The sequence below is a fragment of the Ornithinicoccus sp. genome (assembly GCF_057176825.1).
This window is the reverse complement of sequence record NZ_CM169976.1, coordinates 279,573-293,418: the sequence shown is the minus strand read 5'-3', so window position 1 is coordinate 293,418 and position 13,846 is coordinate 279,573. Positions and strand designations below refer to the sequence as shown.

Genomic DNA, 13,846 nt, shown 5'->3' with positions numbered 1-13,846 from the left:
GAGGAGGAGGTCGTGCAGCCGGAGTCCCTCCTGGAGCGCATCAAGGGGCACGACCGCGACCTGCGCCGGCTGATCAGCCGGTGGGGCGGGCCCGCAGCCTTCCCCGACGACCTCACGCTGCGGCAGATCCAACTGCTGCTGGTGGTCCGGTCCGCCCCGGGGACGACCGGGCAGGCGCTCGCCGAGTCCCTGGCCGTCTCGACCCCGACGATCAGCGGGCTGGTCGACCGGCTCGCCGGCAAGGGCCTGCTGGTCCGGGAGCCCGACACGGCCGATCGCCGGCGGGTGCTGCTCACGCTCAGCGACGAGGGGCACCAGGTGCTCGACGTCCTGGAGGGACTGGGTGACCAGCACCGGGACCGGGTGCTGGCGCGGTTGTCGCTGGCGGAGCTGGCCGACCTGGAGCGGCTGTTCGGCAGGCTCGTCGAGGTCGCGACTGAGATCGACGCCGAGGAGGGCCGGGGATGACCGGGCCTGCGTCGATGCCCCCGTGGCCGCCCGTGCCGCCGCCCGAGCACTTGCTGGAGGACCTGGCGAAGCTGCGCGCCGAGTTCACCCGCTTCATGTTGCAGTACCAGTTCGCGGTCGACGAGATCACCACCAAGATCGGGATCCTGCGCGAGGAGTTCCGGCTGCTGCACGACTACAACCCCATCGAGCACGTCAGCTCCCGCGTGAAGACGCCCGAATCGATCATCGGCAAGGTGGCGCGCAAGGGGGTCGACCCGTCCTTCGGCTCGATCCGGGAGAGCATTACCGACATCGCCGGGGTGCGGGTGACCTGCAGCTTCACCTCCGACGTCTACCGCCTGTTCGATCTGCTCACGGGGCAGTCCGACCTGCGCGTGGTGCAGGTCAAGGACTACGTCAAGGAGCCCAAGCCGAACGGCTATCGCAGCCTGCACGCCCTCCTGGAGGTCCCCGTCTTCCTCTCGGACTCCGTCGTCCCCGTCGTCGTGGAGGTGCAGCTGCGCACCATCGCGATGGACTTCTGGGCGAGCCTGGAGCACAAGATCTACTACAAGTACCAGCGGTCCGCCCCGCCGGAGGTGCTGGAGCATTTGTCCCAGGCTGCCGAGACGGCCAACCGGCTGGACGAGCTGATGGAGGATCTGCACCAGCGCGTGCACTCCGGGGACGCCGAGGTGCCTCGCCCGGACAACCACCTGGTCCCGACGGACGAGGTGCTGCAGCAGCTGCGTGCCATCCGGGACGGACTTGGCGACGCAGGGGAACCGGGCGGGTGAGGGGGGCGTCGGAGCGGGCATGACAGGGCATACTCGGCGCATGTCGCAGGAGCAGGTGGGGCAGCGCCTCTACGCAGTCGGTGAGAAGGTCTGGACGAGCGTGCCGCTCAAGGTCGCGCGGCGCACGACGCTGCGGGTCGGCACCAAGGCACTGACGGAGACCTACAGTCTCTACAAGGTGCACCCGGCGATGTGGCGGGTCACCGCGACCAACTACCAGCCGTGGATGGGCGACTTCGCCCGGCGGCACGCCTGGATGACGTGCCAGCTGGCCTCGCTGCACGTGCCGGCCTACAAGCACTTCCTCAAGCAGCGGGGCTGGACCTTCCGGTGGTGGGACCTGACGAACTACCCGCCGACGAGCAAGGACAGCTACGTCGCGCAGTACCCCGAGGAGGAGCGCTGCTGGCACGGCGACCTGTCGCTGCGGGGGACCCTGGTCGACGAGTCGTCCGGGTCGTCGGGCACGCCGTTCAACTGGGTGCGCGGCCGGGACGAACTGGCCGACATCCACCGCAACGTCGCCGGGTTCACCTCGCTGATGATGCGCGAGGAGGAGCGGCTGTTCGTGATCAACGCCTACTCGATGGGGGCGTGGGCGACGGGCACCAACACCGGGATCGCGATGGCCAAGATCGCGATGGTCAAGAACACCGGCCCGGAGCTGGACAAGATCGTCGACACGATCCACCACTTCGGCCCGGGCTTCACCTACCTGGTCACCGCCTACCCGCCGTTCCTGAAGGACCTGCGCGACCGGCTGGACGCCGAGGGGCTCGACTGGTCCCGCTACCGGATGCACGGACTCGTCGGCGGCGAGGGGATGACCGAGGCGCTGCGCGACTACTGCGAGGAGCGTTTCCTGACCGTCCGCTCCGGCTACGGCGCCTCCGACCTGACCATCGGGATCGGCGGCGAGACCGAGCTGACCGTGTGGCTGCGCCGGGCCCTCCTGGAGGACCCCGAGCTGCGCGAGGCTGTTCTCGGGCCGGACGAGACCCGCACCCCGATGGTGTTCCAGTACAACCCGCTCGAGACCTACCTGGAGACCACGGAGGACGGCGAGATCCTGTGCACCCTGACCTCGACCCAGGTGCTCAGCCCGAAGCTGCGCTACAACATCGGCGACGAGGGGGTGCTGCTGGACTGGCACGACCTGGCGGCGATCCTGCGCCGCAACCCCCGCTGGCGGCAGGAAGCACGCGCCGCCTGGGAGAAGCAGGGGATGAAGCTGCCGCTGCTGCTCCTGTATGGCCGCAAGGACGCCACGATCTCGTTCATGGGGGCCAACATCTACCCGCAGGACGTGGAGAACGGCCTGTATGACGACTCCTCCCGGGCGGCCCGGCTCGCCTCGTTCACGCTGACCCTGGAGGAGCGGGACGGCGGGACCGACAGCCAGCCGGTGATCCACCTGGAGCTGCGCGAGGGCGTGGCGCTGGAGGAGGCTGCGCGGGTCGAGCTGGCCGACGACGCCAAGGCGGGGGTCGTCGGATACCTGGCCCGGGTGAGCCGGGACTTCGCCCAGTCGCTGGAGGAGTCCGACCGCACCGGGGACATCGAGGTGCGGGTGCACGACCACGGCACGGGACCGTTCGCCGCCGAGAACACCAAGCTCAAGCGGGTCTACCTCCGCAAGGACGCGACGTGAGCGCCGTCGCGGAGGCCGGCGCGGTGTTCGTCGGGGCGACCCGCTACACCGGCCCGCTGGCCTGGCTGCGGCTGGCGCCGCGGTGGGTGCGGCTGGTCCGGCAGATGCGGCGGATGCCGGGCTACCGATACCACCGGGTCTACTACCAGCCGCCGTTCAGCCTGGGCACCCTCGGCTTCTTCGCCACCGAGGAGGACCTGCTGCGCTTCGCCCGCACCGGTGAGCACCGCGACCTGATGGACTGGGTGCTCGCCCCGGAGAACGCTTCAGGTGGATACATCCGGATCTACCGGTCCGAGACGCAGGACGAGCCCGGGGAGGGCACACCATGAGGACCACCGACTTCTCCAGCGCGCCGGACATCGCCCAAGCGGGTGTGATGTTTGCCGGCGGCACCCGCTACACCAGCCCCGCGGCCTGGCTGCGGCACGCCGGCCGCTACCGCACCATGATCGGCGAGATGAAGCGGATGAAGGGCTACCGGGGACACCGCACCTACTGGCAGCCGCCGTTCACCCTCGGCACGATCGCCTGGTTCGACACCATGGACGACCTCATGCGGTTCGCCCGCACCGGCACCCACCGGGAGTTGATGGACTGGGTCGTCGACGGGACGAAGAACGCCACCGGGGGTTGGATCCGGGTCTACACCGCGCACGAGTCCGGCTACACCAACGGCGTGTGGCGTGCCGAGGACCACGAGATGCGCAACATCGAGACGTTCACCCCGATCGGGCGCGAGGAGGTCGGGCCGCCGGTGAAGCGGGTCCGCCGCACCCGCGGGGACGTGCGGGGGGACGTCTCGCCGACCGGTCCGGCCGGCACCCCCTCCGATGGCTGAGGCCGTCGACCCGGTCACCCTCGGCCCGGTCACCGTCACCCCGGTCCGGACCGAGGAGGACCTGCGGGCCTTCGTCGACCTGCCGCTGCGGCTGCACCCCCGGGACCGCTACGTCCCGCTGTGGCAGGACAGCATCCGGCGGTGGTGGACCGGCGATGGGCCGCACACCGCCCACGGCGCGGTCGAGCTGGTGCTCGCCCGCGACGCCAGCGGTGCGGTCGTCGGCCGCAGCACCGTGCACACCGACGACCGGATGGACGCCAAGATCGGGGCGCCCACGCAGTTGTTGGGGGCCACCGAGTTCACCGGCGCGGACGCGCTCGCCGGGCTGACGGCATACGCCGAGGACCGCGCCCGTGCCCAGGGGCGCACGGTCCTACTCGGCCCCGTCTCGCTGCTGCCCAACCAGACCGGCGGGGTGGTCACGTCCGGGTTCGCCGAGCGCGGCTTCGTCGACTCGCCGTGGAACCCCGGGCACTACCCCGCGGCGTGGGAGGCCGCGGGCTTCGCGCCGGTCTGGCCGGCCGCGACGTGGATCTGCGAGGACCTCACCGCGCTCGACGCCGACGCGGTCTTCCCCCGCGGGTCCGGTGACCTGCCGGCGGAGGTCGCGCTGCACCACGGCAGGCGGCGCGGGCTGTCCCGCCAGTTGGGGATCCTGCGGGCGATGCTCAACCCGAGCTTCGCGCAACTGCCCTACTACACCGAGATCAGCGAGGAGGAGCTCGCGGTCGCCACGGACGGACTGGCCTGGCTGCTGGACGAGCGCCTGCTGCTCTGGCTGACGGTGGCCGGCGAGCCGGCGGCGTTCGTGCTCACCGTCCCCGACCTGAGCCGGTTCGTGATGGCGACGGGCGGGCGGATGGCGTGGCGCGACCAGCTGCGGTTGCTGCTCACCCGGCGCCGCTACCGGGAGGAGGCGGTGCTCATCATCAAGGGCACCGTGCCGGAGGCGCAGGGGAAGGGCCTGATGTCGGTGCTGTCCCACCGCCTGTTGGCCAACCTCGTGGACGGCGGCTACCGGAGCCTGCGGGTCACCTTCATCGGGGAGGACAATCCCGCCTCCGCCGCGCAGTTCGCCGCGATGGGCGGGCGGCCGCTGCACGGCGTGACGTTCTATCGCAAGGAACTGGCGTGAGCACCCCGGCCGACCAGGCTCCTCGCCCGCTCGGCCGACTGGGGCCGCGCCCCCAGCGCGCACAACACCCAACCCTGGCTGGTCACGGCCGACGGGCCGGACGCCCTGCGCCTGGGGTGGCACGCCGACCGGGTGCTCGAGGTCGGCGACCCGACCCGGCGTGACCTGTTCCTGTCGCTGGGCTGCGTCACCGAGGCCCTCGCGATCGTCGCCGCCGACCTCGGGTATGCCGTGCGCCTCACCCCGGACGTCGACCGCGCCACCCGCTCCGCCGCCACCCTCCGCCTGCAGCCCTACCCCCGACCGGACGGGTCGTCTGGCGGCAATTCGACCCCACCGGACGCGTCGTCTGGCGGCAATTCGACCCCACCGGACGCGTCGTCTGGCGATCGGGACCAGAGATTCACGGTCGCCGAGCTGAGGGCCCGCCGGACCGCACGCGGCAGGTATGCCGAGCCGCCCGCCACGCCGGACGAGGTCGCCTCGGTGGCCCTTGCCTCCGGGCTGGGCGAGGGGGTGGGCCTGGAGGTGTTGTCACCGGACCTGGTCGCGGCCGCGCTCCCCGCGGCGGACCGGTGGACCTTCGAGGGGCCGGCCACCGCGGAGCTGCGGGACTGGCTCCGGCTGGACCGCGACGACCCGCGGTACACGCAGGACGGGCTCACCGACACCGCGATGGGCCTCGCCCGGTGGGAGGCCACCGGCCTGCGGTGGGCGCTGCGAGCCACACCCTTGGCGCTGCTGCGCCGGACCCGGCTGACCCGGGCGCTGGCCCGGTCGGCGACCGCCCGGCCGCTGGGGACGGTGGTGGCGCTCACCGCCCCCGCCGACCTCACCGACGGGGCGGTGCTCGAGCTCGGACGCGACCTGCTCCGGGTCTGGCTCGGCGCCGGGCGGCGCGGACTCTTCGCCCACCCGCTCAGCCAGCTGCTGGACCACCCGGGCACCCAGGACCGGGTGGCGCGGGCGCTCGGGGGCAAGCGGTCGGCATACGCGGTGTTCCGCCTCGGCCGGCCCGAGCAGTCCCCCGCCGCGTCGCACCGGCTCACCGACCCGTCGAGCCGTTAAACCGAGGCGCCTCCCCAGCGGGGAGTCACCACTGCTCGTAGTGGTCGGTCGTGAGCACGAATCCGCGCTCCCCGCCACTGGTGGTGCAGGTGAGGCCGCCCGGCGCGGTGGTGCACTCGATGCCGCCGTGCCGCAGCACCTGGCCGTCCTGCAGCACCCCGATCACCCGGCCAGCGGGCAGGCTCTCGGTGGCCGAGGGTTGCACCCATCCGTCGTCCGAGTCGAGCGGCCGGGGGTCGGAGGGGATGTTGCCGTGGTTGTTGCACCAGAACTCGTGGGCCTGCCCGGGCACGAACTGGACGTAGTAACCGAAGTCGTCGGGGCAGGCGCCGACCAGGTTGTGCCCGTCCGGCAGGGTCGATGCCTGGACCTCGCAGTAGACGGACGCGGAGCCGAGGTAGTCGCTGGTGCTGAGGATGCAGTAGGCGGCACGGGCGGGAGTGGTGAAGACCGCCTGTCCGGAGACGTCGTAGGCACCCGATGCCTCGGAGGTCTCGTCGGCCGGCCAGGTGGGGCCCTGCTCGAGCACGGGCGGCTCCGACCACGCGGCGACCTCGTCACCGTCCTCGGTGCGGCAGGAGGAGACGCGGGGCGACGGCTCGGCCGCGGAGGTGCTGATGCAGTCCCAGGGGCCGATGCTCACGAACCCTCCGCTGCCCTGCGGCGGCTCCGGCGGGTCGTGGTAGTAGGTCGTCAGGAGTGCCTCGGCCTCGGTGCAGGTCAACGAACCGCGGATGATCTCGACGTAGACCGGGTTCGTCACGCTCTGGACCTCGCCGCACACCTGCGGGCCAGCCGGTTCTGGGGCGTCCTCGGTCGATGTCTCGTCGGCGGCGTCGGCCTCGGAGGTGCTGGCCGACTCCTCCGCGTCCGTGGGTGCGACCTCCTCAGCGACCCCGGTCGCGGTGACCACGTCGGATCCGTCGGGGGGCTCCGGGCCAGGACTGCTCGTCACGGCATCGGGGGGTGCGGCGACCGGCGCCGTTGCGTCGCCTGGTGGGTCACTGGGCCCGGAGCAGCCACTGCTGGCGAGTGCGAGCAGGATGACCAACACCAACGTCCGCGCATGCATGGCTGTCCTGACGAGCGTCACGGGTGAGCACGTAGTCGCCCAGTTATACCAGCGGGACGGGGGTGGGCGCAGCCTATTCACAGCACGTATACATGATGTGTATAGTCGCCCCATGTCGATCGCGCACACGCTCCTGGGCCTGCTGGAGCACCGGCCCGCCTACGGCTACACGCTGAAGAAGGACTACGACGCCCGGTTCGGCCAGGACAAGCCCCTGGCCTACGGGCAGGTCTACGCCTCCCTGGCCAGGTTCGAACGGCACGGCTGGGCGCAGGTCGTCGACGTGGAGACCGGGTCCGGGCCGGAGCGCAAGCGCTACCGGATCACCCCGGACGGGGTCGCGGTCGTGGACGCCTGGGTCTACGAGCCGCAGGAGCCGGGTGTCTTCTCCACCTCCACCCTCTTCGCCCGGGTCTCGGTGGCGCTGCTGTCGGGCAGGGACGCCGCGGCCGTGCTGGACACCCAGCGGGCGGACCACCTGGCCCGTATGCGGACGCTCACCCGGGCGCGGGAGGGCGCCGACGCGCATGCCGAGATGGCGCTCACCTACGAGTTGGCCCACCTGGATGCCGACCTGTCCTGGATCGAGGAGGCGGGCACCCGGCTGGAGGCCCTCCGGGCCGCGCTGGGGGAGGAGTCGTGACCAGCCCGGCGGTGCAGACGGTGGGGACGGAGTCCCGGGGAGCCCTGGTGGCCGCGGAGCGCGTCGACTTCTCCTACGGCCAGACCGTCGCCCTGGATTCGGTGGACCTGGCCGTCGGGGCGGGGGAGAAGGTCGCGCTGATGGGGCCGTCGGGGTCCGGCAAGTCGACCCTGTTGCACTGCCTGGCCGGGATCCTGGTGCCCGCCTCCGGGAGGGTCGCGGTCGGTGGTCGGGAGATCACCGGGTTGGCGGAGCGGGAGCGGGCGCGGCTGCGGCTGGCCCAGCTGGGCGTCGTGTTTCAGTTCGGCGACCTCGTCAGCGAACTCACCCTGGTCGAGAACGTCATGCTGCCGCTCGAGCTCCTCGGGCAGCGTCGGGCCGACGCCCGCGGCAGGGCCATGGAGGTGCTCGAGCAGCTCGGTGTCGCGGCGGTCGCCGACAGGCGGGCGGGCGAGGTGTCCGGCGGTCAGGCGCAGCGGGCCGCGGTGGCCCGGTCGCTCGTGCACCGCCCCGCGCTGCTGCTCGCCGACGAGCCAACCGGCTCGCTGGACACGGTGAGCGCCGACGCCGTGATGTCCGCGCTGACCGGGGCGGCCAGCGACCTGGGGGCCGCCCTCCTGGTCGTGACGCACGACCACCGGGTGGCGGCGCACCTGGACCGCCACGTCACGATGCGGGACGGGCGCGTCGTGCCCGATCCGACGGTGATGCGATGAGCCTGCGGCCGCCGGTCGCCCTCGGGATCCGGCTGGCCCTGGGCGCGACCGGCCACGGGCGCTGGCGCTCCTCGCTGCTTGCCGTTGCCAGCCTGATCGGCACCGTGCTCCTGCTCCTCGTCCTGGCGTTCAGCGGTGCGGCGCGTCCGGCAGCAGAGGGCGCGTGGACCTCGGAGACCGGAGGGCCGGGGCCCCTCGCGCTCGGCGCGGTGGTGCTGTCCGTGCTGCTGCCAGTCGCGGTGTTGAGCGCGACCGCCGGTCGCCTGTCGTCGGCGTTGCGCGAGCGACGTCTCGCCGGACTGCGGTTGCTGGGCATGACGCCCGGTGAGGTGCGGCTCACCGCGGCGGTGGAGGCCGGGGTCGTGACGTTCGCCGGCTGGCTCGCCGGCGTCGCCGTCTTCTACGCCCTGGCCCCGGTGCTCCCCCGGGTGCCGTTGGCAGGCCGCACCTACACCTGGGCGCAACTCGCTCCCGGCCCGGGCGCCCACCTGCTCGTGCTGGCGACCGTGCCCGTGCTGGTCGTGGTCCTCGCGCTGGCCCGGCGCCGCTCCGGGGAGACGGTGCTGCGCACCGCCCGGAGCGCGGACGCCCGGCGGCCTGGATGGTGGCGGCTCGCGCCGGTCGTGCTCGGCGTCGTGCTCTGCCTCTATGCGCGCTCCAGCGGCCCCGTCGACCCGCGGGGCTACGCGATGCTCGCCGGGATCGCCCTGCTCGGCCTCGGGATGCTGCTCCTGCTCCCCGTCTTCGTCCGTCTCGTGGCTGACCTCCTGCTGCGGGTGAGTCGTCCCTCGGCCACGGTCGCCGCCCGGCGGTTGCAGTCCCAGCCGGTCGCGATGACCCGGGTCCTGTCGGCGCTGCTGATCGGGCTGTTCGTGGTGACCGGCGCACGTGCCGTGGCCGTGGCCTTCGAGGAGGTGCCGCAGTATGCCAACCCGCACCACCACGCGACGGTGGAGGCCAATGCCCGGGTCGACGCGGTGGGCGCGGACCCGCAGGTGTTGCGCGAGAAGGTCCTCGCCATGGACGGGGTGCGTGACGCCGTGCCGGTCACGAGGGTGGTCCTCAACTGCACGGAGGACCAGGGCATGCGCTTCTGCGAGGACAGCGCGATCGTGGCCAGCTGCGAGGGGCTGCAGCGTCTCGCGCCGGAGATGACCTCGTGCCCGGCGACGATGGTGAAGGTCCGGGAGCAGGGGGCCACGGCGTACGAGAGTCTCAGTGCGGGACCGGTGGACGTCCACGCAGACCTGGGCGAGGAGTGGAGCCCGGCGCTCCTCACCCTGCCCCACCCCGAGGAGACACTCGAGGTCTCGCGGGTCGCCCACGACGTGCTGGGGGCCGAGCAGCTGATCCCGGACTCGCTCCTGGGGGCGGCGGAGCTCGCCGAGGACGGTGCGACCGAGTTCGTCGTGCTCGCGGACCCGGCGCAGGACCTTCCCGACCGGTTGATGGCCGCGGGGTTCGAGCTGTCCGGCTGGTGGGACTTCAAGGAATACCGGTCCACCGGCCGGATGCTGGACCTGCTCCGGCTCCTGGGCGCCGTCGTCCTGGGGGTCGGGCTGCTCAGCTTCGGCGTCACCGCGCTCGACCGGGCGGTGGAGCGCCGCCGGGAGGTCATCGGCCTCCAGCTCGTCGGCGTGCCCGGGAGGGTGCTGCGCCGCAGCCAGTGGCTGGAGACCGGGGCGCCGCTGGCCGGCGGGTGCCTGCTGGCGCTCGGGCTGGGGCGGTTCGCCGGCGACACCTACCTGGGGCTGGCGGACTACACCTCGGCCGGCATCCCGGCGGGCTTCTTCTGGCCGCTCCTGGCGGCGGCCGTGGCCGGCTCGCTCCTGGTCGGGGCGGTCACCTCGTTGGCGGCCAACCCCCAGATCCGTCCCGAACTGATCCGGACCGAGTAGCGCGGAGCCGTGTCGCGGACCGCGGGAGGGGGCGGCCCGCGGCTCAGCCGGCGGCCGGGCCGGGCACCGGCTGGGCGCTGGCCACCTCGGCCTGCGCCTCGTCCTCGTTCCACGGCATCGTGGCGAGGATGTCACGGGGCCGGGCCAACACCCAGTAGGCCAGCAGCGACAGGAGCCCGCAGCCGACCATGACCGCCGCCATCGGCACCGCCGACGCGGCGTCGAAGGCACCGGTGACCGGGGAGATCAGGGCGCCGAAGATGAAGTTGCCGGCTCCCAGCAGCGCCGCGGCCGACCCGGCCCGCTCGCCGTGGTCGTTCAGCGCGATCACCGGGGCGTTGGGCATCACGAAGCCGGTCGCGCCGAGCACCAGCACGACGCCGATCACGACCGCGACGACCCCCAGGTCGAGCAGCGCCGCCACGAGCAGCAGCGAGGAGATGAGCACCGCCGCGGGCAGGGCCACCATGAGGATGCGCACCGGGTGGAAGGACTTGACCAGGAAGCCGTTGACCTGGCTCGCCACGGTCAGGGCCCCCGCCCCTGCGGCGAAGACCAGGGCGTACTCCTGGGTGCTCATGCCGTAGAGGTCCTGGAAGATGAACGTCGCCGAGCTGATGTAGGCGAACAGTGCCCCCATCGCGGTGCACGCGGTGAGCACCAGGCCCATGAACCGGCGCTCACCCAGCAACACGGCATACGAGCGCAGTGCCGGCGTGAGGCCCCCGCTGCGGCGCCGGGCGGGCGGCAGCGTCTCGCGCGCCATCGTCAGCGCCGCGATGACCAGCACCAGTCCGAAGACGGCCAGACCCCAGAAGATCGTGCGCCAGCTGCCGAAGTGCAGGAACTGCGCCCCGAGCGTGGGGGCGATGATCGGCGCCACCCCGACCACGAGGAACAGCCGCGAGATGAACGTCGCCATCTGCGACCCGCTGTAGAGGTCGCGGACCATCGCGTTGCTCAGCACCATCCCCGCGGCCGCGACCAGGCCCTGCAGGAACCGCAGCACCAGGAGTGCCGTGAGGGAGCTGGACAGCGCGATGACCACCGAGATGATGACGTATGCCGTGAGCGCGGCCAGCAGGGGACGTCGCCTGCCGACGACGTCGGCCACCGCGCCGATGAGCAGCTGTCCCACGGCCAGGCCCACCAGGGTGGCGGTGAGGGTGAGCTGGACGGCGGCCTCGGTGGTGCGCAGCTCCTCGACCAGGGTCGGGAACGCGGCCAGGTAGATGTCGATGGTCAGCGGCCCGATGGCGACCAGGGCACCGAAGAGCAGCAGGCGGCCGGTCCGCGAGGGCTCCCGGGGGCCGACGTCCGTGGACGCGGGGTGCGGGGCGGTGGGGGCGCCTGCGGACGCGGCTGTGGTGTGGTCCGAACGCAGGGGCATGGGGAGATCAAGGTCGTGCAGGCTTCATCTATTCCGCCCGACCCTTGTGCGGGCGCGGGAGGACGACTTAGGTAGGTCCATGAGCCGCACCGAGTCGCGACCGTTCCTCCCGCCGACCAGTCCGGACCAGCTCCGCAACGTGGTGCTCGTCGGCCCCGGGGGCGCCGGGAAGTCGATGCTGTTCGAGCGGCTCACCTCGGCCGAGGGCAGTCAGGTGCGCCCCGGGGACCAGACCCCCTCGACCGGGCTGGTGGCGGTCTCCGTCCCGCGCGACGACCTGGTCGTCACGCTGCTGGACACCCCCGGACGTCCCGACTTCGTGGGGGAGGTGCGCGCCGGGCTGCGGGCCGCGGACGCGGTGCTGTTCGTCGTGTCGGCCGGTGACACCGTCGACGAGGCGACCCGGATGCTGTGGCGCGAGTGTGACGCGGTCGGCATGCCGCGGGCGGTCGCCGTGACCCAGTTGGAGTTGGCCCGCGCCGACTACGACGCGGTGGTGGCGGACTGTCAGCGGGTGTTCGGTGACGCGCAACCGCTGTACCGCCCGATCCTGGAGGACGGCACGGTGACCGGCGTCCTGGACCTGCTGCGCCGCCGGGTCCGCCGGGTGGACCCGGCCGGGGGCATCACCGACGCGGAGTCGCCGAGCGAGGCCGAGGCCGCCGACATCGAGGAACGACGGGGGCCGGTGCTGGAGTCGGTCATCGAGCAGTCGGAGGACGAGGCGCTGCTGGAGCGGTACCTGGAGGGCGAGGACGTCGACCTGGCGATGTTGCGCGACGACCTTCGGGCCGCGGTGGCGACGGCCCGCTTCTTCCCGATCATCCCGGTCCACCCGCCGACCGCGGCCGGGATCGAGGAACTGTTCGAGGTCATCCAGGTGGGCTTCCCCGCCCCGCCGGCTGCCGGCATACCGCCGGTCTCCACCGCCGAGGGGGCCGACTACGGAGAGGTGGTCGCCGACCCTGCCGCGCCCCTGGTCGCCGAGGTGGTGCGCACCACGACCGACCCGTACGTCGGGAGGATGTCCCTGGTCCGGATCTTCTCCGGCACGCTGCGCGGCGACGACCGGCTGCACGTCTCCGGCCACCTGTCCTGGGCCGCCGGGCACGAGATCGCCGGGCACCCCGGTCACGACGAGGACGACGAACGCGTGGGGCAGATCAGCACGCCGCTGGTGGACGGCACTGCCGCCCGCGACGGGGCCATCGCGGGGGAGTTGGTGCTGGTCACCAAGATCGCCCACGCCGAGACCTCCGACACGCTCTCCGACATGGAGCATCCGGCGCTGGTCGCGGCCTGGTTGCTGCCCGAGCCCCAGCTGCCGGTGGCGTTGCGCGCCTCCTCGCCCGGCGACGAGGACAAGCTCGCCTCGGCACTGCAGCGCGTCGTCGCCGAGGACGTCACGCTGCGGATGGAGCAGAATCCCGAGACCCACCAGCTGGTGCTGTGGACCCTGGGCCCCGCCCATGTCGACGACCTGCTGGCCCGGCTCCGCGACCGGCACCACGTCGACGTCGAGGTCGACCCGGTGAAGACCTCGCTCCGGGAGACCTTCGTGCGCCCGGTGAAGACGACCGGCCGGCTGGTGAAGCAGTCTGGCGGGCACGGCCAGTATGCCGTTGTCCACCTGGAGCTGGAGCCGTTGGAGCGCGGGGCCGGGATCGAGTTCGTCGACAAGGTGGTCGGTGGTGCGGTGCCCCGCCAGTTCATCTCCTCGGTGGAGAAGGGGTGTCGGGCCCAGGTCGCCCAGGGGGTGCTGGCCGGCTACCCGGTCGTGGACCTGCGGGTGACGCTGGTGGACGGCAAGGCGCACTCGGTCGACTCCTCCGACATGGCCTTCCAGTCCGCCGGGGCCCTGGCCCTGCGGGAGGCGGCCAACGACTCGACCGTGGCGCTGCTGGAGCCGGTCGACCACATCGCCGTCACGGTCGCCGACGACTACGTGGGCCCGGTCATGGCCGACCTGCGCGGTCGGCGGGCCCAGGTGCACGGGACCGAAGCCGGCGAGGAGGGGCACACCATCGTGCACGCGGAGGTGCCGCAGCACGAGCTGAGCCGCTACCCCATCGACCTGCGCTCGGTCTCCCACGGCTCGGGCACCTTCACCCGGGAGTTTGTGCGCTACGACTACCTGCCGCCGCAACTGGCGACCGAGATCGGCAGCAACTCCCGCTGAGCC

The 13,846-nt window shown here is 72.5% G+C and carries 13 protein-coding genes; 11 read left to right on the top strand and 2 right to left on the bottom strand.

Annotated elements, in window-relative coordinates:
• Positions 1-12 precede the first annotated feature (12 nt).
• The 7 genes from AC1QRC_RS01540 to AC1QRC_RS01510 all read left to right on the top strand — a co-directional run bounded on the left by AC1QRC_RS01540 (position 13) and on the right by AC1QRC_RS01510 (position 5,945).
• Positions 13-468, top strand: a complete 456-nt coding sequence (locus tag AC1QRC_RS01540) for a MarR family winged helix-turn-helix transcriptional regulator (RefSeq protein ID WP_484205107.1) — start codon at positions 13-15, stop codon at positions 466-468.
• Positions 465-1,247 (top strand): GTP pyrophosphokinase, encoded by a 783-nt coding sequence (locus AC1QRC_RS01535; protein WP_484205106.1) that lies wholly within the window; start codon positions 465-467, stop codon positions 1,245-1,247. The genes AC1QRC_RS01540 and AC1QRC_RS01535 overlap by 4 nt, the downstream gene beginning before the upstream one ends.
• 40 nt (positions 1,248-1,287) lie before the next feature.
• Entirely contained in the window at positions 1,288-2,898 is a 1,611-nt protein-coding gene (locus AC1QRC_RS01530; protein WP_484205105.1) for a phenylacetate--CoA ligase family protein, read from the top strand.
• On the top strand, positions 2,895-3,230 hold the full coding sequence (locus AC1QRC_RS01525) for a hypothetical protein (RefSeq protein ID WP_484205104.1): 336 nt from the start codon (positions 2,895-2,897) through the stop codon (positions 3,228-3,230). Before AC1QRC_RS01530 ends, AC1QRC_RS01525 begins: the two co-directional genes overlap by 4 nt.
• Positions 3,227-3,739 (top strand): DUF4188 domain-containing protein, encoded by a 513-nt coding sequence (locus AC1QRC_RS01520; protein ID WP_484205103.1) that lies wholly within the window; start codon positions 3,227-3,229, stop codon positions 3,737-3,739. The genes AC1QRC_RS01525 and AC1QRC_RS01520 overlap by 4 nt, the downstream gene beginning before the upstream one ends.
• Positions 3,732-4,877 carry a hypothetical protein gene (locus AC1QRC_RS01515; RefSeq protein WP_484205102.1) on the top strand — a complete coding sequence of 382 codons (1,146 nt, stop codon included), beginning with the start codon at positions 3,732-3,734 and terminating at the stop codon, positions 4,875-4,877. Before AC1QRC_RS01520 ends, AC1QRC_RS01515 begins: the two co-directional genes overlap by 8 nt.
• Positions 4,878-5,009: 132 nt before the next feature.
• Positions 5,010-5,945, top strand: coding sequence for a hypothetical protein (locus tag AC1QRC_RS01510; protein ID WP_484205101.1), 936 nt, complete (start codon positions 5,010-5,012; stop codon positions 5,943-5,945).
• 25 nt (positions 5,946-5,970) lie between these two features.
• On the opposite strand, the gene AC1QRC_RS01505 is transcribed toward AC1QRC_RS01510, so the two are convergent.
• Entirely contained in the window at positions 5,971-6,900 is a 930-nt protein-coding gene (locus tag AC1QRC_RS01505; protein WP_484205100.1) for a hypothetical protein, read from the bottom strand.
• Between the two features lie 229 nt (positions 6,901-7,129).
• On the opposite strand from AC1QRC_RS01505, the gene AC1QRC_RS01500 reads away from it, so the two are divergent.
• The 3 genes from AC1QRC_RS01500 to AC1QRC_RS01490 are packed head-to-tail and all read left to right on the top strand — an operon-like array spanning position 7,130 to position 10,274.
• Positions 7,130-7,660, top strand: a complete 531-nt coding sequence (locus tag AC1QRC_RS01500; RefSeq protein WP_484205099.1) for a PadR family transcriptional regulator — start codon at positions 7,130-7,132, stop codon at positions 7,658-7,660.
• Positions 7,657-8,376 (top strand): ABC transporter ATP-binding protein, encoded by a 720-nt coding sequence (locus AC1QRC_RS01495; protein WP_484205098.1) that lies wholly within the window; start codon positions 7,657-7,659, stop codon positions 8,374-8,376. The genes AC1QRC_RS01500 and AC1QRC_RS01495 overlap by 4 nt, the downstream gene beginning before the upstream one ends.
• Positions 8,373-10,274: an ABC transporter permease gene (locus AC1QRC_RS01490; protein ID WP_484205097.1), complete on the top strand. Its 1,902-nt coding sequence runs from the start codon at positions 8,373-8,375 to the stop codon at positions 10,272-10,274. The genes AC1QRC_RS01495 and AC1QRC_RS01490 overlap by 4 nt, the downstream gene beginning before the upstream one ends.
• A 43-nt stretch (positions 10,275-10,317) precedes the next feature.
• Here the strand turns inward: AC1QRC_RS01490 and AC1QRC_RS01485 are convergent, their stop codons facing one another.
• Positions 10,318-11,664 (bottom strand): multidrug effflux MFS transporter, encoded by a 1,347-nt coding sequence (locus AC1QRC_RS01485; protein WP_484205096.1) that lies wholly within the window; start codon positions 11,662-11,664, stop codon positions 10,318-10,320.
• Between the two features lie 79 nt (positions 11,665-11,743).
• Between AC1QRC_RS01485 and AC1QRC_RS01480 the strand changes: the two genes are divergently transcribed.
• Positions 11,744-13,843 carry an elongation factor G-like protein EF-G2 gene (locus AC1QRC_RS01480; protein ID WP_484205095.1) on the top strand — a complete coding sequence of 700 codons (2,100 nt, stop codon included), beginning with the start codon at positions 11,744-11,746 and terminating at the stop codon, positions 13,841-13,843.
• Positions 13,844-13,846: the final 3 nt, after the last annotated feature.